Origin of the sequence: Achromobacter sp. Root565 (genome assembly GCF_001427425.1) — a bacterium.
GTDB lineage: Bacteria > Pseudomonadota > Gammaproteobacteria > Burkholderiales > Burkholderiaceae_B > Achromobacter > Achromobacter spanius_D.
The window spans coordinates 3,116,979-3,136,419 of the sequence record NZ_LMGO01000001.1; the positions used below are offsets into that span (position 1 = coordinate 3,116,979).

Sequence of the window (19,441 nt, forward strand, 5' to 3'; positions counted from 1 at the left end):
ATGACGGCGTACATGCTCACGACCCGCCGCCGCTTCGTGCAGGGCCTGGCCGCCGGCGGCGCGCTCGCCGCCCTGGGCGGCTGGCGCCATGCATCGGCCCAATCCGGCGCAGCGGCGGCCGCCGAACTGCGCGGCACCGAGTTTCACCTGGAGATCGGCGAGACGCCCGTGAACTTCACGGGCGCCGCGCGCGTGGCCACCACGGTCAACGGCCGCCTGCCCGCGCCGCAGCTACGCTGGCGCGAGGGCGATACGGTGACGCTGCACGTCACCAACCGGCTGCGCGAGCAGACCTCCATCCATTGGCACGGCATCCTGCTGCCCACCGGCATGGATGGCGTGCCCGGCCTGAGCTTTGCCGGCATCGACCCCGGCCAGACGTTCACGTACCGCTTTGACGTGCGCCAAAGCGGCACCTACTGGTATCACAGCCACTCGGGATTCCAGGAACAGACGGGCCTGTATGGCGCCATCGTCATCGACCCACGCCACCGCGATCCCATCGCCTCCGACCGCGACTACACGGTGCTGCTGTCGGACTGGACGGACGAAGACCCGATGCGCGTGTTCGACAAGCTGAAGGTGATGCCGGATTACTACAACCGCATCCAGCCCAGCATGCAAAGCCTGGCGGACAACGCCGGGGACAGGGGATGGCGCGCGGCGCTTGCCGATCGGCTGATGTGGGAACGCATGCGCATGAATCCGACGGATCTGGCTGACGTGTCCGGCGCCACCTACACCTACCTCACCAACGGCGCCACGCCCGCGGCCAACTGGACTGGCCTTTTCAAGCCGGGCGAGCGGGTGCGGCTGCGGTTCATCAACGGCTCGGCCATGACGTACTTCGACGTCCGGATCCCGGGCCTGACGATGACGGTCGTGGCCGCCGACGGCCAGGATGTCCGGCCCGTGGATGTCGAGGAATTTCGCATTGGCGTAGCTGAAACGTATGACGTGATCGTCACGCCCGCGCAGGACCGCGCCTACACGATCTTCTCGCAGGCCATGGATAGATCGGGCTATGCGCGCGCCACGCTCGCGCCCCGCGCCGGCATGCAGGCAAGCGTGCCCGAGATGGACCGTGTGCAGGTGCTGGGCATGATGGACATGGGCATGGCCCACGACATGAGCGGGTCGCAGCCGATGCCGGCCGGGCACGCCGGGCACGGCGCGGACGCGGGCCAGGGCGGCATGGTCGAGGTCAGGCACCCCTATCCCGCCGAGCGCGGCGTGGGCAATTCCATGCTGCCTGACGTGGTGTCGACGCGCCTGGACGATCCCGGCCCCGGACTGCGCGACAACGGCCGCCGCGTGCTGACGTATGCGGACTTGCGGTCGGTGCGGGAGCCCGACGACAACCGCGCACCCTCGCGCGAGATCGAGCTGCACCTGACGGGCAACATGGAGCGCTACATGTGGTCGTTCAACGGCTTGAAGTTCTCGGACGCGCGGCCCATCGTGCTGCGCCACGGCGAGCGCGTGCGCTTCGTGCTCGTCAACGACACGATGATGACGCATCCCATCCATCTGCACGGCCTGTGGAGCGACCTGGAGTCCCCGGACGGCGCGTTCCAGGTCCGCAAGCACACGATCTCGCTGAACCCGGCGCAGCGCATAAGCTATCGCGTCAGCGCCGACACGCGTGGGAACTGGGCCTACCACTGCCATCTGCTGTATCACATGGAGGCCGGCATGTTCAGGGCGGTCGTGGTGGAGTAAACGATGAAGCCGATCAGTTTCCAGAAACACGCGCCGGCCCTTTGCGCCATCGCCCTCGCGCTGGCGTCCCCCTTGGCCGCGGCTCAAGCGGCGCAAATGGATCATGCCGGCATGACCGGGATGGACCATGGCTCAATGGACCACGGCCAAGCGCCGTCACCGGACAGCCCGGAAAGCCACCAGGGAATGGACCATGCAGAAGTGAACCATGACGCGCCAGCCGCAGGCGCCCCGCCCGTCGGCAGTCTGCCCGCAAGCGATGGCGAAGGCCCGCGCGGCTACGACAGCTACGGTATCCATCCGCACATGATGGACAACGCGCCCACGTGGCAGGTGCTGTTCGACAAATTCGGCGCATCGCGCAATCGCGACGGGCAGAACGCGCTCGAGTGGGATGGCCGCTTCTGGTTCGGCACCGCCACGGACCGCCTGCTCGTCAAGAGCGAGGGCGAGCGCGAAAGCGGCGGCGGATCGGACGGCAAGGTCGAGGCCTTCTGGAGCCACGCCATCTCGCCCTTCTGGGATCTGCAACTGGGTGCGCGCCGGGACATCGGCGCAGGCCCCAAGCGCAACTGGGCCGCGGTCGGCGTCGAGGGCTTACTGCCCTACAACATCGAACTGACGGCCACCGCCTATGCAGGCCCGTCAGGCCGCAGCGCCCTGGCACTGAAGGCCGAGTACGATCTGCTGCTGACCCAGCGCCTGATATTCACGCCCGAACTGCAAGCCAGCGTCTACGGCAAGAACGACCCGCAACGCGGCATCGGCTCCGGTCTGTCCCAAGGATCCCTGTCCCTGCGCCTGCGTTACGAGGTCACGCGCGAATTCGCCCCCTACGTTGGCGTATCCTTTGAACGGAAGTTCGGCCAGACGGCGAGCTATGCCTCGGACGCCGGCGAGAGCCGATCGCAGGCAGCCGTCATCGCGGGCGTGCGGTTCTGGTTCTGACCGGCCCGCGCCTGAACACCCCCCTTTATTCCCCCGGAGCATCATGAACGTTTCCCGTCTTACGCGCCGCCTCGTCCTTGCCGCGGCCCTCAGCATTCCTGCGATTGCCGCCGCGCAGGCGCCCGTGAAAGTCGAGGTCTGGAAGACGCCCACCTGCGGCTGCTGCGAGGATTGGGTCAAGCACATGCGCGACAACGGCTTTGCCGTGACCACGCATGACGTCGAGGACACCGGGCCCATCCGCCGCAACGCGGGCATGGCCGACCACGGTTCCTGCCACACCGCGATGGTGGACGGCTACGCGGTCGAAGGCCACGTGCCGGCCAGCGACGTGCGCCGGCTGCTGCTCGAAAAGCCCGATGCGGCGGGTCTTTCCGCCCCCGGCATGCCGCTGGGATCCCCGGGCATGGACGGCCCGGAATACGGCGGACGCAAGACGCCGCACGACGTGGTGCTGGTCGACAAGCGCGGCGGCGCCAAGGTTTTTCAGGCCTACCGCTAAGCCTGGCCTGAAACAATTCATCCACAACGACTCAATGGCTACTCCTTGCACCGCAGCAAAAATGGTCCACAATAAATAATTACGTTTCTCACCCACCCCTTGGCAGTCATGGCACAAATCGTCCTGTTCGAGAACATCCACCCGAGCGCTCGCGCCGTCTTCGAGGCCGCCGGTTACACCGATATCGTCACGCATGCCGCGGCCCTGCCGCCGGCGCAATTGCACGACGCCCTGCGCGGCGTGCAAGTGGCGGGGATCCGTTCTCGCACGCACCTGGACGCTGCCCTGCTGTCCGGCAACCCGGACCTGCGCGTCGTCGGGTGCTTCTGCATCGGCACGAACCAGGTCGACCTGGACACCGCCATGCAGCGCGGCATTCCGGTCTTCAATGCGCCGTTCTCCAACACACGCTCGGTCGCCGAACTGGTGCTGGGCGAGGCGATCCTGCTGCTGCGCCGGATTCCTGAAAAGAACGCCCGGGTCCATCAGGGCCACTGGGACAAGAGCGCCGCGGGCGCTTTTGAGACGCGCGGCAAGACGCTGGGCATCGTCGGGTACGGCAACATCGGCTCGCAGATCAGCACCCTGGCCGAAAGCCTGGGCATGCGGGTCATCTATCACGACGTCGAGGCCAAGCTGCCGCTGGGCAACGCCCGCCCCGCCGGCACGCTGAACGACCTGCTGGAACAGGCCGATGTCGTGACGCTGCACGTGCCCGGCGGCAAGTCCACCGAAAACATCATGAACGCCGAAACCATCGGACGCATGCGCCGCGGCGCCATCCTGATCAACGCCTCGCGCGGCGCGGTCGTGGACATCAACGCGCTGCACGCGGCGCTGAAATCCGGCCACCTGGCGGGCGCGGCGCTGGACGTGTTCCCCACCGAGCCCAAGAGCGCCGACGAACCGCTGGCCAGCCCGCTGATCGGCATGCCCAACGTCATCCTGACCCCGCACATCGGCGGCAGCACGCAGGAATCCCAAGAGAACATCGGCCGCGAAGTCGCCGAAAAGCTCGTGCGCTTCCTGCAAGCCGGCACCACCAAGGGCGCGGTCAACTTCCCCGAACTGCCGTATCTGGAACAGGCCGGCGGCACGCGCATCCTGCACGTGCACCGCAATGCCCCCGGAGCGCTGGGCGCGCTGGACAACCTGATGGCGCAACACGGCCTGAACATCGTCAGCCAGACCCTGCAGACACGCGGCCAGATCGGCTACGTGATCACCGACGTGGAGGGCCAGGTGGACGACATCGTGATGACGGCCTTGCGCGATCACCCGATCACGGTCCGCTGCGACCGGCTGTAAAGACAAGAGCCCCTTCGGGGGCTATTTTGTTGGCTGATCAGATGGCTTGGGACGGTGTCAGACACCCGGCGGTTACCGTCGCGGGCTCGTCGCGGCGTCTCAATGGGTGTCAGACACCTGCGTCGAGATAACTTGGGCCGGTGCCAGACACCCCAGGTGTCCAACACCCCAGGTGTCCGACACCCCTACGAGACGCCCGTCAATCCATCCATGCGCTCCCCGGGGTGTCTGACACCGGCCCAATCCAGATGCCGTCGCACAAGGGCCCAATCCAAAGCAGTCAGCCCACTCCCGAATCACCCGCCGCCCGGTGCAGGCATTGCGCGATCTTCTCGCGGACGCTGCCGGGGTCGAACGGCAGGCGGCCGATGATGCCGATTTCGCGGTGAAACGCGTGTTCGCCCAGCGGCAGAAGCCGCAGCCCGGTCATATCCAAACGCCGCAGCCGGGGCAGCAGCGCCACGCCCAGCCCGTGCCGGACCATTCCCGCGATGGCCTCGATCTCGTCCAGCTCCACGGCTTCATGTACGGTGATCCGGTGCTTCTTCAGAAATACATCCACCACCCGGCCGCCGAACGACGCGCGGTCGTAGCGGATGAAGGGCTGGGTTGCCAGCAGCTCCCGCCAAGGCGCGACCGGCATGGATTCGGGCATGGCCAGCATCACCGGCTCGCTCATCAGCGGCTGCCATCCCAGCTCGGGCGGCAAGGCGAAAGGCGGGCGGATCAGCACGGCCAGGTCCACTTCGCCAGCATCCACCTGCCCCAGCAGCGACAGCGACACACCGGGCACGATCCGTACGCGCACGTCGGGATACTCCGCGCGGAACTCGCCCACGGCATGGACCAGCAGATCCTGCTGCACCGAGGCAATCGCCCCGATGCGCAGCAGTCCGCTGACATGGGCGGCGCCGGCCGGCGCGGCCATGCGCTCGGCCATGGCGACCAGTTCCTCGGCCTGGGGCAGCATCTCGCGGCCGTGCGCGTTCAGCAGGGCCGCGCGCGGACTGCGGTCAAACAGCGTGACACCCAGATATTCCTCCAGCCGCCGGATCTGGGCGCTGACCGCGGACTGCGTCAGCCCCAACTGCGCCCCCGCGCCAGTAAAGGTGCCATCCCGCGCCACGGCGATGAAGGTCTTGAATTCCTTGATCACAATCAATTTTTTCGATGCTAAGACTCGAAAAATATCGTTTTGCTATAAAAAAAACAATACCTAAACTACGTCCTGGCGCTAACGCCGACGCAATTGCAGCGGTCGCCCACCCCGAACGATCATCTTTCCTTTGCCTGACCCGGAGCCTTGCATGTCCGCTCAAACCAACCTGCCGCCGTTCCACCTGGCCTTCCCCGTGCGGGATCTGGCCGAAGCCCGCGCCTTCTACGGCGAAAAGCTGGGCTGTCCGGAGGGCCGCAGCTCGCCCGAATGGATCGACTTCAATTTCTACGGCCACCAGATCGTGGCTCACCTGGCGCCCAGCGAGTGTGGCCACAAAGCCACCAGTGCGGTTGATTCGCACAATGTGCCCGTGCGCCATTTCGGCGCCGTGCTTTCCATGGAACAATGGGAAGCCATGGCCAAGCGCCTGAACGACGCCGGTACCGAGTTCGTCATCGAACCCTACATCCGCTTCAAGGGCGAAGTGGGCGAACAGGCCACCATGTTCTTCCTGGATCCGTCGGGCAACGCGCTGGAATTCAAGGCGTTCAAGAATATGGACTCGTTGTTCGCCAAGTAACCCGTCACTACAGGTTTCGTGCCGTTGAACGTAAATTCAGACCCACTTTCTCCGGCCGAAACCCGCTGGCGCATCCTGCCCCAGGGTGACCGCTGCCTCATCATTTCCTTCGGCGAACACATCGACGCCGCCATCGGCCGCACGTGCCTGGCGGCCGCCCGCATGCTGCGTGACGCTCAGCTGCCGGGCGTCACCGATGTCGTCCCCTCCTTCGTCGCCGTGGCCGTGCATTACCGGCCCGGCGGTCAGGGCGAAGGCCCCACCTACGCCTCGCTTTCCGAGCATATCCAGGCCTTGCTGGCCGGCGGCATTCCTGCGGGCGACGCGGGCGGACGCGAGGTCGACATTCCCGTCTGCTATGGCGGCGAACACGGCCCCGACCTGGCCGAGGTCGCCCGCGCGGCGCGCATCTCGCCCGACGCCGTCATCCAGTTGCACACCGAGCCGCCCAGCATGGTGTTCATGCTGGGATTCGCCCCCGGGCATGCCTATCTGGGCGTGCACGACGAAAAACTGAACATTCCCCGCCGTCCCTCGCCCCGCACCGCCGTGCCGCCGGGCGCGGTGGCCATCGCCAACCGCCAGACCGTGATCTACCCGAACCGGCTGCCTGGCGGCTGGAACATCATCGGCGCCACGCCGCTCGTCATGTTCGACCCGGCCCGTGAACCCGCCGCACTCTTGCAGCCGGGCGATACGGTGCGCTTCGTGCCGATTTCGCCGGACGAATTCGACCGCATCCGGGGGAGCCAAGCATGAGCATGACGGTGATCAAGCCGGGCATGCTGTCCAGTTTCCAGGACCGCGGGCGCGAAGGCTACCAGCATCAGGGCATTCCGGCGGCCGGCGCCATGGACGAACGCGCCCACCGGCTTGCCAATGCCCTGGCGGGCAACGAGGGCGACCCGGCCACGCTGGAAATCACGCTGACCGGCCCGACGCTGCGTTTCGACGCACCGGCCTGTTTTGCGCTGGCCGGCGCCGACCTGGGCGCCACGCTGAACGGCCAGGACATTCCCCTGCTGCGTCCGCTGATCGCGCGGACGGGCGACGTGCTGGCCTTCGGCGCGCGGCCGGCTGCCGGCGTGCGCGCCTATCTTGCCGTGCACGGCGGATTTGCGCTGACGCCGGTCATGGGCAGCGAAACCACGTACCTGCGCAGCGGCTTCGGCGGCTTTGAAGGACGCGCCCTGGCCAAGGGCGACGTTGTCCCCCTGCGCCGCCCGCTGGCGCCGGAACGCGATGCCGCCGACTTGCAGAAGGCCCTGTCGAACGTGCGCGTGTACCTGCCCGCGGCGCTGGGCAACAAGCAGCGCGAATTCGTCCGCTTTCTGCCTGGCGTGCACTGGCCGGAGTTCTCGCAAAGCAGCCGCCGCGCGTTTTCGGAATCGGACTTCCGCATCAGTCCGCAGTCGGACCGCATGGGCTACCGCCTGCTCGGCCGGCCGCTCGCCATGAACCAGCCACGTCAGATGCTGTCGGAAGCGGCCTGTTTCGGTACCGTGCAGGTGCCTTCGGGCGGCGAGGCCATCATCCTCATGGCCGACCGGCAGACCACCGGCGGCTATCCCAAGATTGCGCAGATCGCCACCGTGGATCTGCCGGCGCTGGCGCAATCCGCGCCCGGCCAGACGCTGCGTTTTCAGCGGATCGAGCTGGAAGAAGCGCAGCGCCTGGACGGCGAGCGCGAGCGCGCGTTTGCCCAACTGCACGGCGCGCTGGAACCGCTGCGCGCGCTGCTGGCCTAGAAAGGAACCCGTTATGACCACCCGCATCGACCTGAACTGCGACATGGGCGAAAGCTATGGCGCCTGGACCATGGGCAACGACGCCGCAGTGCTGCAATTCGTCAGCTCCGCCAACATTGCCTGTGGCTTTCACGGCGGCGACCCGGCCACCATGCGCAAGACCGTGGCCGCGGCATTGGCGCGAGGAGTCGCGCTGGGGGCCCACCCCAGCCTGCAGGACCTGGCGGGTTTTGGCCGCCGCGTCATCCAGATCAGTCCGGACGAGGCCTACGACATCGTCGTGTACCAGATCGGCGCGCTGGCCGGCGTCGCGGCATCGCAAGGCGCGCGGCTGCATCACGTGAAGGCGCATGGCGCCCTCTACAACATGGCGGCCAAGGACGAGCCGCTGGCAAAGGCCATCTGCCAGGCGGTCAAGGACGTGGACGCCTCGCTGATCCTGTACGGCCTGGCGGGCAGCAAACTGATCGACGCGGCGCGCGCCGTCGGCCTGGCCAGCGCCAACGAAGTCTTCGCGGACCGCTCGTACCAAAACGACGGCTCGCTGACGCCGCGCACGCGCGCGGGCGCCATGATCGAAGACGTGGAGATTGCGGTGGCGCAGGTCGTGCGCATGGTGCGTGAAGGCCTGGTGCGGTCGGTGGACGGCAAGGACGTGCCGGTGCAGGCCGACACGCTGTGCATCCATGGCGACCAGCCCAATGCGCTGGTCTTCGCCGATGGCATCCGAAGCGCCCTGCAGCAGGCTGGCATCGAGGTGCGCACGCCGCCCCGCGGCTAACGGCCGCTGTCCGGGTTCCGGGGCAGATGCCCCAGCGAATCCCGGGCCATATCCCTACACCGAATCCAGCGACGCCTCGCGATAAGCGCTCAGGATCTCGGGCAGCACTTCCACCACATACCGTCGGGTCAGTTCCGCCGCGCGGTCGAAATCCCGACTGCCGAGCGCCTGGATGATGCCGTCCGTGTAGGCCGGAATCTTATTGGCCTCGAGCGACTGCCGGGCCAGCATGTAGCCCAGCGGTTCAATCTGTTCGTACAGCTTGCTGAGCATGCTGGTCAGCGGGGCGTTGCCGGTGTAGCGGGCGGCCGCCAGGTAGAACTCGCGCGATGCCGCAATGAAGCCGCGCGCGTCCAACCGGTCCATGGCCGCGACGATGGCCTCGTGCAACGTGTCCAGCTCCGCCACCAGCGCGCCCACATCGGGCATCTCCGCGACCTGCCGGATGCAATACGCTTCCAGCTCCGCGCGCAGCATGTACAGATGGCGGATCTGGGTCTCGGTATATAGCGTGACCCGGAAGCCCTTGCGCTGGATGTGCGTCACCAGACCGCTCAGCTCCAGCAGTCGCATCGCTTCCCGGATGGGGCTGCGGCTGGTGCCGAAACGCTGTTCCAGTTCCTGTTCCCGTAACGGCTGCCCGGGCCGGATAGTGCCGTTCACTATCAACTCACGAATCTGTTCCTGTAGGAAATACGGAATCGTGGCGGGCGCTTTGACGTCCAATCGGCTCCCCTTCTACTGCGTATGCAAGCTATGAGACCGTGACAAGATACTAGAAATCTATTGAAACAGAAATAGAATTAATGTTTCACACGGTGGACACAGCGTCTGGCGGCCGGCGCCGGGTAGTGGCGGAAGGTCAAATTCGACCGATGGGCACGGTCAGTCCCAATCGTCGCGGTAGACGAACTTGGGCATCTGCCAGTTGAAGCGCAGCGCCATGAGGCGCATGGTCAGGCCCGCCGCCAGCGCGATGGGCACCGAGGCGTTGGCCGACAGGCCGAGCGACATCGAGCCCAGGTACAGCGCGCCCGTCACCAGGGACACGCTGGCGTAGAGTTCCTTGCGGAACAGCAGCGGCACCTCGTTGCAAAGGACGTCGCGCAGCACGCCGCCAGCGCACCCGGTGATCATGCCGCTGATCAGCACCACGGTGATCGGCAGCTGCATCATCTGCGCCACCTGGCAGCCGATGACCGTGAACGCGACCAGCCCCAGCGCGTCAGCCAGCAGGAACACGCTGCGCAAGCGGCGCATGACCGGGGCGATCAGCGCGGTCAGGATGGCCGCGCCGCCCGTCATCCACAGGTACTCGGGATGCACGACCCACGTCAGCGGATAGTGGCCCAGCAGCACGTCGCGCAGCGACCCGCCGCCCAGCGCCGTCACGCACGCGATGATGCAGACGCCCATCCAGTCCATGTCGCGCCGGCCCGCCGACAGTGCGGCCGTCATGGCTTCGGCAACGATGGCGACCAGGTACAGCGTGTGCAGCAGGGCGGGCGACAGATCGGTAAACATAGTAGGGGGGGGTAGCTTGGGCAGGCCCCATTGTATTGAGCCTTGCCGGCGGACGCGCCATTGCCTGCGCGCGCTTCATCCCGTACCCTCAAACCTGCGTTGACAATGATCAACTCCGGTCTCGTTTCGCGGCGAGACAATGGAGACGTGCCCGACCGGGCGCTACTGGGCCAGGCAGCGCGGACGCGGGAGCCGCCCCTCTGGCCGTAACCGGGAGATTAGGTATGACCCAGCAAATTGGCCCCATCCTTCTGGCCACCGACCTGAGTGCGCGCGGCGACAGAGCCCTCGACCGCGCGCTGCAGTTGACCAAGGAACTGAACACCAAGCTGATCATGCTGCATGTCATGGAATCCCATGCCACGCCGCTCACCACCCCCGTCTGGCGCCGTCTGTCGCCGGATCACAAGGCCCTCGTCGAACGCGAACTCGCCGAAGACGTCGCCGCCGCCAACGTGCCGGCTGAAGTCGTGGTCACCAAGGGCGACCCCGTCGCCAGCATCATGGAAACCGCCGACGCGTATGGCTGCTCACTGATCGTGGCCGGCATCGCCCGCCAGGAAACGCTGGGCCGCCTGCTGCTTGGCACCACCGTCGAAAAGCTGGCCCGCCAGGCGCGCCAGCCCGTGCTGGTCGTCAAGAACCGCCCCCGCAGGCCTTATCGAGACGTGCTCGTCGCCACCGACTTCTCGGATGGCTCGCGCCAGGCGCTGCGCGCCGCGCTGCAACTGGTGCCCAACGCCGACATCACCTTGTTCAATGCCTACGAAGTCCCGTTCCAGAGCGTGACCAAGCCCGACGACGCCGTCGTCGACAATCTGTACCGAACTGCCGAACAGTGCGCCGAGCGCTTCATCGCCGAAACGCCCGAACTGCCCAAGGGCCGCCCGACCAAGGTCGTACTCGAAGCCGGCCAGCCCGAAACCGTGCTGTCGGATTACTCGTTCAACCACCGGTCCGATCTGGTCGTCACCGGCACCCATGGCCGCACGGGCATCCTGCGCACCGCCATCGGCAGCGTGGCCGAGCGGCTGCTGGAATCCCTGCCCAGCGATGTGCTGATCGTCCGGCTGAGCGGCGAAGAGTAAGTTTTTCGCCAGCAAAAAGGCGGCGCTTGTGCGCCGCCTTTTTTTGATTGACCTGTCTTCGCTTCGCAAGGTGTCAGACACCCATGCGGCGCCCTAGCAACTTGGTGGTCTTTTCTGCGGTGTCAGACACCTTGAGGCTGACGGGTGTCATGCACCTTGAGGCTTTGGGTTACGCGTCGCCCTGCTTTTCCATGGTTTCGATCGTTCCGCGCAGCATCCGCAGCAGCACCAGCCCCGGCACGGCGATGACCACCGTCACCAGGAAGAATCCCGGCCATCCCAGATGCTCGACCAGGGGCGGCGTCAGCGGGCCGGCCAGATAGGTGCGGCCCACGGCCGACAGCGCCGACAGCAGCGCGAATTGCGTGGCCGAGAACCGTTGGCGGCACAGCGCCATCAACAGGCCCACGAACGACGCCGTGCCCAGGCCGCCGCACAGGTTTTCGATACCCACGCCGGTTGCCATCAGCCACAGGTTCTTCGGGCTGACCGCGATCAGCCAGTACGCCAGGTTGGACACCGCCTGCAGCAGGCCGAAGGCCATCAGCGACCGGTACAGCCCCCAGCGCGACATCAGCGATCCGCCGGCCAGCGCGCCGATGATGGTGGCCGCCAGCCCCAGCACCTTGTTCACGGTGCCGACTTCTGTCGGCGTGAACCCCGCGCCGCGGATGAGAAACGTGGTGGACAAGGCGCCGGCGAACGCGTCGCCCAGCTTGTACAGCACGATCAGCAGCAGCACCGCCAACGCGCCGCGGCGCGTGAAGAACTCATGCAGTGGCTCGACCACGGCCTCGCGCAGGGTGCGCGGCGCGCGCGCGACGTGTTCCGGTTCGGGCGCCCACAGGGTGGCCAGCGCGGACAGCAGCATCAGTCCGCCCATCACCATATAGGTGTTGCCCCACCCTATCCACTGATCCGCCATGATGAGCGCCAGGCCGCCCGACACGATCATGGCCAGCCGGTAACCCATGACCTTGACGGCCGCGCCCGCCCCGCGCTCGTCCTTGCGCAGTACGTCGGTGCAATAGGCGTCGAAGGCGATGTCCTGCGTAGCGGACAGAAATACGACCAGCACGGCCAGAAAGGCCAACGGCATCAGAGTGGACGACGGCGAGAGCGTGCCCATCGCCAGGATGCTCAACGCCAGCAGCAGCTGCGTCACAAGCATCCAGCCACGGCGCCGGCCAAGCACGGGCGGGGCAAACCGATCAATGAACGGCGCCCAGAGGAATTTGATGGTGTAGGCGGCGCCGACCAGGGTGAGGAAACCGATTTCCTGCAGCGGGACGCCTTCGACGGTGGCCCAGGCCTGCAAGGTGCCGCCGGTCAGGGCCAGCGGCAGTCCGCTGGCAAAGCCCAGCACCAGCAGGGGGGCAACGCGCGGGCTGGTGTAGACGTTGGATACAGCGGTGATGACGGTCTCCTGAAACTTGGCCGGCGGCGTCACAGGCGCTGGCCGCGGGCTTGCGGCATTTTAGGGCCTGTTCGCCCGCGCCGTCAGGAGGATGCGTGTCGGAATGTCAGGGCAATGAATGTCAGGGCGAAGCAAAGCGATACACCGCCAGCGTGCTGCGCCAGCTGGGGAACAGCCGCACTTCCTTGCCTTCGTTGAATGTGGCGCGCTCCAGGATGCGCACGTCCACTTCCCCGGCAAGCTGTTCGAAGTCGCGCAGCGTGCACAGGTGGATGTTGGGCGTGTTGTACCACTGGTACGGCATCTGCCCCGTCACTGGCATGCGGCCGCGCAGGATGGCCCAGCCGTGCGGCCAGTAGCCGAAGTTGGGAAACGACACCACGCCGTAACGCGCCACGCGGGCCATTTCGCGCAGGATGTGTTCGGTGCGGTGCATGGACTGCAGCGTCTGCGACAGCACAACGGTATCGAACTGCTTGTCGTCAAAGAGCGCCAGGCCGTCTTCCAGGTTCTGCTGGATGACCTCGACGCCGCGGCGCACGCAGGCGATCACGCAGGTGTCGTCGAGCTCGACGCCGGCTCCCTTGACCTGGCGATGGTCGCGCAGGTGCGCCAGCAGTGCGCCGTCGCCGCAACCCAGGTCCAGGACGCGGCTGCCCGGTTCGATCCAGCCGGCGATGCGCGCCAGGTCGGGCCGCAGCGCGCTGTGGGCATAGCGGGGAGTCACGGCAGTCATTCTGAGCATCCTTCATTCGGGGCGGTGGCTTGCAGACCCAGCTCGCGCGCGATGCGTTCGTAGTAGCCGCGGACGACCGCGTGGTAACGGGCGTCTTCCAGCAGGAAGGCGTCGTGACCGTGCGGCGCGTCGATTTCGGCGTACGTGACGGGGCTGCCGTTCTTGAGCAGCGCGCGCACGATCTCGCGCGAACGCTCCGGCGGGAAGCGCCAGTCGGTCGAAAACGACACCAGCAGGAAATTGGACTTGGCGGGCGCCAGCGCGCGGGCCAGGTCGCCGCCCGTGGTGCGCGCCGGATCGAAGTAGTCCAGCGCCCGCGTGATCAGCAGATAGGTGTTGGCGTCGAAATAGCGGGTGAACTTTTCGCCCTGATAGCGCAGGTAGGACTCGACCTCGAACTCGACGTCGTAGCCGTAGCGGTACGCGCCGTTTTCGGCCGGTGCGCGCTGGGCGCGTCCGAATTTTTCGGCCATGTCGTCATCGGACAGGTACGTGATGTGGCCGATCATGCGTGCGACCGACAGGCCACGGCGTGGCACGGTGTCTTGCGCGTAGTAGTCGCCGCCGTGGAAGTCCGGGTCGGTGATGATGGCGCGGCGGGCCACTTCGTTAAAGCCGATGTTCTGCGCGGACAGGCGCGGCGTGCTGGCGATGACGATGCAGTTGGCCACGCGCTCGGGCAAGGTGATGGACCAGCTGAGCGCCTGCATGCCGCCCAGCGATCCGCCCATCACCGCCGCGAAGCGTTCGATGCCGAAGTGGTCCGCCACCCGCGCCTGCGCCCGCACCCAGTCTTCCACCGTCAGCACCGGGAACGCGGCGCCCCAGGGCTTGCCGGTCTCGGGATTGAGGCTGGCCGGGCCGGTCGAACCGAAGCACGAGCCCAGGTTGTTCACGCCGATCACGAAGAAGAGATTGGTGTCCACCGGCTTGCCGGGGCCCACCATGTTGTCCCACCAGCCCAGGTCGGTGGGGTTGTCCGCCGCTTGGCCCGCCACGTGATGCGAGGCATTGAGCGCGTGGCAGATCAGCACGGCATTCGTGCGCTGCGCATTGAGCGTGCCGTAAGTTTCGACAGCCAGTTCGTAAGCCGCAAGCGATTGGCCGCTAAGCAAGGGCAGCGGTTCGTCGAAACGAATGAACGTGGGGGAGACGAGGCCGACCGAACCGGGATCAACGGTATCGGAAGTTGTGACGGTTGCGGGGACGAACCCGCTGGCCGAATCACCGGCCAAATGTTGGGCAGGAGTGGTCATACGGACCTCTTTAGCTGGATTTATTGGAAGGCGCCCGCAAGCGGATCAGGCAAATCGGCGCCGAAAATTGGGTAGTGCGGCAGGAATTCTAGCACTGCTACGCGCCGGCTTCCCAGGGCTCCTGTCCCAGATACTCGTAGCGCTCGGTGTTCACGCGCGACACGCGCCACTCCACCGGCTGGCGGTTGTACGAAAACGCGATGCGGCGGATCTCCAGCAGCGGGCTACCCTCGGCCACCCCAAGGCAACGCGCCTGCGTGCGTTCGGCCAGGCAGGTCCGCAGCCGCTCGTCGGTGGCGATGACGTTGACGCCGAACAGGTCCTGGTACAGCGCGTAGAGCGTGCTGGTGCGCTCGCGTAAATGCGCCTCCAGCAGCCCCGGAAAGCGCGCTTCGGGCAGGCACACGTCGTCGGCCATGACCACGTCGCCGTTGAGCGACAGCACATTCAGGAACTCGAACACGTGAGCGCCCGCGGGCAATTCCAGCTTTTCGCGCACGACCGCCGACGCCTTCACGCGCCGGAAACGCAACAGCTCGGTCGTCGGATAGGACTTGCTGCCGTCCTGCCCGACGATGCGGAAGAACTTGAAGAAGTGATGGTTGCGCGTGTGCACCGCGACGTAGGTGCCGCGCCCCTGATGGCGCACCAGGATGTTTTCGGCGGCCAGCTCGTCGATGGCCTTGCGCAAGGTGCCGATCGACACGCCGAAGCGCTCGGCCAGATTTTTTTCCGGGGGGATCGCATCGCCCTGCTTCCACTCGCCTTGCGCCAGCGCGGCAAGCACGGCCTGCTTGACCTGTTCGTACAAGGGACTGCCCAGGGGCACAGTCGGTGACAGGCTGGTGTTCATGGGTGCATCGCAAAAATCGAGGACCTCCAGTGTAGCGGCGCGCCGATCATTCGCTCAAGTCATGTAAGTCATCTATATGATTTAGTTGACTTTGAAAAAACCCGGGCCTAAGATTTCCTGGCCGTTGTGATCCGCGCCGCGTGCAGCACCCGGGCGGCGCCCTTGACTCAGAGAGGAAGACAATGATTCACGCCGTATTGCACGATGCGAAGGACACGGTGGCGGTCGCCGTGGTGGAAGGCCTGACCGCCGGAACGGAGCTGAACGCCTGGATCATGGATGAAGACAAGATCATCCATGTGCGCGCGTCGCAGGACATTCCCATCGGCCACAAGGTCGCGATGAAGGACATGGCCGTGGGCGACACCGTCTTCAAGTACGGCGTCGACATCGGCCGCGTGGTGGCACCCATCCAGGCCGGCCAGCACGCCCACGTGCACAACATCAAGACCAAGCGCTGGTAAGCGCCCGTCCATCGCACAGGAACCCACCATGTCCATCATCACTGCCCAGACCACCTTCCAAGGCTATCGCCGCGACAATGGCCGCGTCGGCGTGCGCAACCACGTGATCGTCCTGCCCGTGGACGACATCTCCAACGCCGCGGCCGAGGCCGTTGCCAACAATATCAAGGGCACCCTGGCCCTGCCTCATCCTTACGGCCGCCTGCAATTCGGTGAGGATCTGGAACTGCACTTTCGCACGCTGATCGGCACCGGCTGTAACCCCAACGTCGCCGCCGTGGTCGTGATCGGCATCGAGGAAGGCTGGACCAAGCGCGTCGTCGACGGCATTGCCGCCACGGGCAAGCCTGTCATGGGCTTTTCCATCGAACTGCACGGCGACCACGACACCATCATGCGCGCGTCGCGCTGCGCCAAGGAATTCGTGCATTACGCCACCGCGCTCACGCGCAGCGAATGCCCCATCGCCGACCTGTGGGTCTCCACCAAATGCGGCGAATCCGACACCACCTCCGGCTGCGGCGCCAATCCCACGGTGGGTAACGCCTTCGACAAGCTCTATGCGCTGGGCTCCACCCTGGTGTTCGGCGAAACGTCGGAGCTGACCGGCGGCGAACACATCGTGGCCGAGCGCTGCGCCAACGACGCCGTGCGCGAACGCTTCATGTTCATGTTCGACCGCTACCAGGCCATGATCGACCGCTGGAAGACCAGCGATCTGTCCGAATCCCAGCCCACCAAGGGCAACATCGCCGGCGGCCTGACCACCATCGAGGAAAAGGCGATGGGCAACATCCAGAAGATCGGCAAGCAATGCCGGGTGGACGGCGTCATCGACAAGGCCGAGATCCCCGACGGCCCCGGACTGTGGTTCATGGACTCGTCCTCGGCCGCGGCGGAAATGGTCACGCTGTGCGCCGCCTCGGGCTACGCCGTGCACTTTTTCCCCACCGGCCAGGGCAACGTCATCGGCAACCCGATCCTGCCGGTCATCAAGATCTGCGCCAATCCGCGCACCGTGCGCACAATGTCTGAGCACATCGACGTGGACACCAGCGCCCTCCTGCAGCGCGAGATCGACCTGAACCAGGCCGGCGACAAGCTGCTGGAATGCATGCTGGCCACCGCCAACGGCCGGTGGACCGCGGCCGAGGCCCTGGGCCACCGCGAGTTCGTGCTCACGCGGATCTTCGAAAGCGCCTGACAGGCCTTTCCGGCGCCGGCGCGATCAGGAGAACGCGCCGGCTGCCTTCGCGGCTTCATCGCAGCATCAACGACAAGAACCTGCAGACCCGGGCGCAGTCCGCGGCAGCAAAGGCGTACGCATTCCTACCCGGGCGTTATCCCCAAGGAGGAAGACTGATGAGTAGCGAACCGCATTACCCCCCGCAAGATGCGCAGCGCCGTCGCCTGCTGGGCGCCCTGGGCGCCGCCGGCCTCTGTGCGCTGGCCCCATGGGAACGCGCGCTGGCGCAGAAAGGCGCGTGGCCCGAGCGTCCCATCAATTACGTGGTGCCATTTCCGCCGGGCGGCCTGACCGACGTGGCCGCGCGCCAGGTGGGCAAGGCGCTGGCAGACGCCGAACGCTGGAACGTGGTGGTCGAAAACAAGCCCGGCGGCAGCGCCAACATCGGCGCCGCGCACGTGTCGAACGCCGCGCCCGACGGCTACACCTGGCTGGCCATCACCCTGTCGCACGCGGCCAACGCCACATTGTTCGCGGGCAAGGCCGGGTATGACCTGACCCGCGACCTGACGCCCATCGCGGGGTTGGCGTCCTCGCCCATCATGGTGGTCGTGAACGCCAAGAGCAACATCAAGTCCATGGATGACCTGGCGCGCGCGGCCAAGGCGAAGGCGCTATCGGCCGGCTCCAGCGGCAACGGCACGCCGCCGCACCTGACGCTGGCGCTGTATCAGAAGCTGACGGGCGTGCCGCTGATGCACGTGCCGTACAAGGGCGGCGCGCCGTCGCTCACGGATCTGATCGGCGGGCATCTGGACGTGGTGTTTTCCAACTACCCGGAATCGCTGGCGCACGTGAAGAACGGGTCGCTGCGTGCGCTGGCCATCACCACGCGCGAGCGCAGCAAGGATCTGCCCGATCTGCCCACCACGGCCGAAGCCGGCCTGCCGGACCTGATCGTCGAGAACTTCACCGGCGTGCTCGCGCCCGCCGGCACGCCACCTGAACTGGTCCAGCGCATCGGCGACGCCATCGTCAAGCAGATCTCGCAGCCCGCCATGCAGCAATCGTTGCTGCAACTAGGCTTCGTGCCACAGCCGCGCGGGCCGAAGGAGTTCGGCGCGTACCTGAAGTCCGAGGTCGACCGCTGGGCCAAGATCATCCGCGACGCCAACATCCAGGTCGCCTGACGCGGCCAACCTGCCACCACGAAAAGGAGCCCGGCAGATGCGAATTTTGATATCGGAGTTCATGGACGCGCCTGCCGTCCAGGCCCTGCAGCAGCGGTTCGACGTGCAGTACGCGCCCGAGCTGGTCGAGCAGCGCGGCGCGTTGCTCGAGGCCGTCGCGGATGCCGACGCCCTCATCGTGCGCAATCGCACCCAAGTGGACGCGGCGCTGCTGGCCGCGGCGCCGCGCCTGAATGCGGTGGGCCGGCTGGGCGTCGGGCTGGACAACATCGACCTGGCGGGATGCGAGACCCGCGGCATCAAGGTCATTCCCGCCGCCGGCGCCAACGCCCGCGCCGTGGCCGAGTACGTCATCGGCACGATGCTGTCGCTGTTGCGCGGCGCCTACGGGTCCACCGCGGACGTGGCCGCCGGCGTGTGGCCGCGCAACGCGCTGTCGCAGGGGCTGGAGGCGCACGGACGCACGTTGGGCGTGGTGGGATTCGGCGGCATCGGCCGACTGGCCGCGCAGCTTGCGCGCGGGTTGGGCATGCGCATCGTGGGCAGCGATGCCGCCCTGCCGCCTGACCATCCCGCGTGGCAGGAAGCGGGCGCCGAGGCGCTGGCGCTGGATGAACTGCTTGCCCAGGCGGACGTCGTAACGCTGCACCTGCCGCTCACGCCCCAGACCCGCCATCTGCTGGACGCCGCGCGCATCGAACGCATGCGCGCCGGCGCCATCCTCATCAACACCTCGCGCGGCGGCATCGTGGACGAAGCCGCGCTGGCGGCCGCGTTGCGTGCCGGACGCCTGCGCGGCGCGGCGCTGGACGTCTTCGAGCGGGAGCCGCTGCCCGCCGGCAGCGCGCTGGCCGACGCGCCCAACCTGATCCTCACGCCGCACATCGCGGGGCTCACGCAAGAGGCCAACACGCGCGTTTCCGACATGGTGGCCGCCGGTGTGACAATGGCGCTTGACGCCCGCGCACGCTGACGAGGC

Annotated in this window: 20 protein-coding genes and 1 riboswitch; of the genes, 13 read left to right on the top strand and 7 right to left on the bottom strand. The window is 66.6% G+C overall.

Going from position 1 to position 19,441, the window contains the following annotated elements; translation table 11 throughout:
* The 4 genes from ASD71_RS13935 to serA all read left to right on the top strand — a co-directional run bounded on the left by ASD71_RS13935 (nucleotide 1) and on the right by serA (nucleotide 4,480).
* Nucleotides 1–1,722 (top strand): copper resistance system multicopper oxidase, encoded by a 1,722-nt coding sequence (locus ASD71_RS13935; protein WP_056564746.1) that lies wholly within the window; start codon nucleotides 1–3, stop codon nucleotides 1,720–1,722.
* Between the two features lie 3 nt (nucleotides 1,723–1,725).
* A complete protein-coding gene (locus ASD71_RS13940) occupies nucleotides 1,726–2,670 on the top strand; it encodes a copper resistance protein B (protein WP_056564749.1) in 945 nt (314 codons plus the stop codon).
* A gap of 43 nt (nucleotides 2,671–2,713) precedes the next feature.
* Nucleotides 2,714–3,172: a DUF411 domain-containing protein gene (locus tag ASD71_RS13945; RefSeq protein WP_082578889.1), complete on the top strand. Its 459-nt coding sequence runs from the start codon at nucleotides 2,714–2,716 to the stop codon at nucleotides 3,170–3,172.
* Nucleotides 3,173–3,280: 108 nt separating this feature from the next.
* Complete coding sequence (gene serA, locus ASD71_RS13950) at nucleotides 3,281–4,480, top strand: phosphoglycerate dehydrogenase (RefSeq protein ID WP_056564751.1); 1,200 nt, start codon at nucleotides 3,281–3,283, stop codon at nucleotides 4,478–4,480.
* A gap of 280 nt (nucleotides 4,481–4,760) precedes the next feature.
* Here the strand turns inward: serA and ASD71_RS13955 are convergent, their stop codons facing one another.
* A complete protein-coding gene (locus tag ASD71_RS13955) occupies nucleotides 4,761–5,636 on the bottom strand; it encodes a LysR family transcriptional regulator (RefSeq protein ID WP_056566901.1) in 876 nt (291 codons plus the stop codon).
* 151 nt (nucleotides 5,637–5,787) lie between these two features.
* Between ASD71_RS13955 and ASD71_RS13960 the strand changes: the two genes are divergently transcribed.
* Genes ASD71_RS13960 through ASD71_RS13975 form a run of 4 tightly spaced genes read left to right on the top strand, consistent with a single transcriptional unit; the run spans nucleotide 5,788 to nucleotide 8,748 of the window.
* Complete coding sequence (locus ASD71_RS13960) at nucleotides 5,788–6,219, top strand: VOC family protein (protein WP_056564754.1); 432 nt, start codon at nucleotides 5,788–5,790, stop codon at nucleotides 6,217–6,219.
* A 24-nt stretch (nucleotides 6,220–6,243) separates the two neighbouring features.
* Nucleotides 6,244–6,978 carry a 5-oxoprolinase subunit PxpB gene (pxpB, locus tag ASD71_RS13965; protein ID WP_156395142.1) on the top strand — a complete coding sequence of 245 codons (735 nt, stop codon included), beginning with the start codon at nucleotides 6,244–6,246 and terminating at the stop codon, nucleotides 6,976–6,978.
* Nucleotides 6,975–7,967 (top strand): biotin-dependent carboxyltransferase family protein, encoded by a 993-nt coding sequence (locus tag ASD71_RS13970; protein WP_056564759.1) that lies wholly within the window; start codon nucleotides 6,975–6,977, stop codon nucleotides 7,965–7,967. Before pxpB ends, ASD71_RS13970 begins: the two co-directional genes overlap by 4 nt.
* 13 nt (nucleotides 7,968–7,980) lie before the next feature.
* On the top strand, nucleotides 7,981–8,748 hold the full coding sequence (locus ASD71_RS13975; protein ID WP_056564763.1) for a LamB/YcsF family protein: 768 nt from the start codon (nucleotides 7,981–7,983) through the stop codon (nucleotides 8,746–8,748).
* A 54-nt stretch (nucleotides 8,749–8,802) separates the two neighbouring features.
* Here the strand turns inward: ASD71_RS13975 and ASD71_RS13980 are convergent, their stop codons facing one another.
* Both ASD71_RS13980 and ASD71_RS13985 read right to left on the bottom strand, forming a co-directional pair.
* Nucleotides 8,803–9,474, bottom strand: a complete 672-nt coding sequence (locus ASD71_RS13980) for a GntR family transcriptional regulator (RefSeq protein WP_056564764.1) — start codon at nucleotides 9,472–9,474, stop codon at nucleotides 8,803–8,805.
* Nucleotides 9,475–9,633: 159 nt separating this feature from the next.
* Entirely contained in the window at nucleotides 9,634–10,272 is a 639-nt protein-coding gene (locus ASD71_RS13985) for a trimeric intracellular cation channel family protein (protein ID WP_056564767.1), read from the bottom strand.
* Between the two features lie 224 nt (nucleotides 10,273–10,496).
* On the opposite strand from ASD71_RS13985, the gene ASD71_RS13990 reads away from it, so the two are divergent.
* Complete coding sequence (locus tag ASD71_RS13990; RefSeq protein WP_056564769.1) at nucleotides 10,497–11,360, top strand: universal stress protein; 864 nt, start codon at nucleotides 10,497–10,499, stop codon at nucleotides 11,358–11,360.
* A gap of 169 nt (nucleotides 11,361–11,529) precedes the next feature.
* Here ASD71_RS13990 and ASD71_RS13995 read toward each other — a convergent pair whose 3' ends face one another.
* The 4 genes from ASD71_RS13995 to ASD71_RS14010 form a co-directional block, all read right to left on the bottom strand.
* Nucleotides 11,530–12,777 carry a muropeptide transporter gene (locus ASD71_RS13995; protein WP_056566905.1) on the bottom strand — a complete coding sequence of 416 codons (1,248 nt, stop codon included), beginning with the start codon at nucleotides 12,775–12,777 and terminating at the stop codon, nucleotides 11,530–11,532.
* A 121-nt stretch (nucleotides 12,778–12,898) separates the two neighbouring features.
* Nucleotides 12,899–13,513 (bottom strand): methionine biosynthesis protein MetW, encoded by a 615-nt coding sequence (metW, locus tag ASD71_RS14000; protein ID WP_056564773.1) that lies wholly within the window; start codon nucleotides 13,511–13,513, stop codon nucleotides 12,899–12,901.
* A complete protein-coding gene (locus tag ASD71_RS14005) occupies nucleotides 13,510–14,769 on the bottom strand; it encodes a homoserine O-acetyltransferase (RefSeq protein ID WP_200949397.1) in 1,260 nt (419 codons plus the stop codon). Before ASD71_RS14005 ends, metW begins: the two co-directional genes overlap by 4 nt.
* Nucleotides 14,759–14,840, bottom strand: a riboswitch (SAM riboswitch). (Overlaps the previous gene by 11 nt.)
* Nucleotides 14,841–14,866: 26 nt before the next feature.
* Complete coding sequence (locus tag ASD71_RS14010) at nucleotides 14,867–15,622, bottom strand: GntR family transcriptional regulator (protein ID WP_056564774.1); 756 nt, start codon at nucleotides 15,620–15,622, stop codon at nucleotides 14,867–14,869.
* Nucleotides 15,623–15,804: 182 nt separating this feature from the next.
* Between ASD71_RS14010 and ASD71_RS14015 the strand changes: the two genes are divergently transcribed.
* The 4 genes from ASD71_RS14015 (at nucleotide 15,805) to ASD71_RS14030 (ending at nucleotide 19,435) form a co-directional block, all read left to right on the top strand.
* Complete coding sequence (locus ASD71_RS14015; RefSeq protein WP_056564777.1) at nucleotides 15,805–16,086, top strand: UxaA family hydrolase; 282 nt, start codon at nucleotides 15,805–15,807, stop codon at nucleotides 16,084–16,086.
* Between the two features lie 28 nt (nucleotides 16,087–16,114).
* Nucleotides 16,115–17,290 carry a UxaA family hydrolase gene (locus tag ASD71_RS14020; RefSeq protein WP_056564780.1) on the top strand — a complete coding sequence of 392 codons (1,176 nt, stop codon included), beginning with the start codon at nucleotides 16,115–16,117 and terminating at the stop codon, nucleotides 17,288–17,290.
* Between the two features lie 158 nt (nucleotides 17,291–17,448).
* Nucleotides 17,449–18,462, top strand: a complete 1,014-nt coding sequence (locus ASD71_RS14025) for a tripartite tricarboxylate transporter substrate binding protein (RefSeq protein ID WP_056564783.1) — start codon at nucleotides 17,449–17,451, stop codon at nucleotides 18,460–18,462.
* Between the two features lie 37 nt (nucleotides 18,463–18,499).
* Complete coding sequence (locus ASD71_RS14030) at nucleotides 18,500–19,435, top strand: NAD(P)-dependent oxidoreductase (protein ID WP_056564786.1); 936 nt, start codon at nucleotides 18,500–18,502, stop codon at nucleotides 19,433–19,435.
* Nucleotides 19,436–19,441 lie beyond the last annotated feature (6 nt).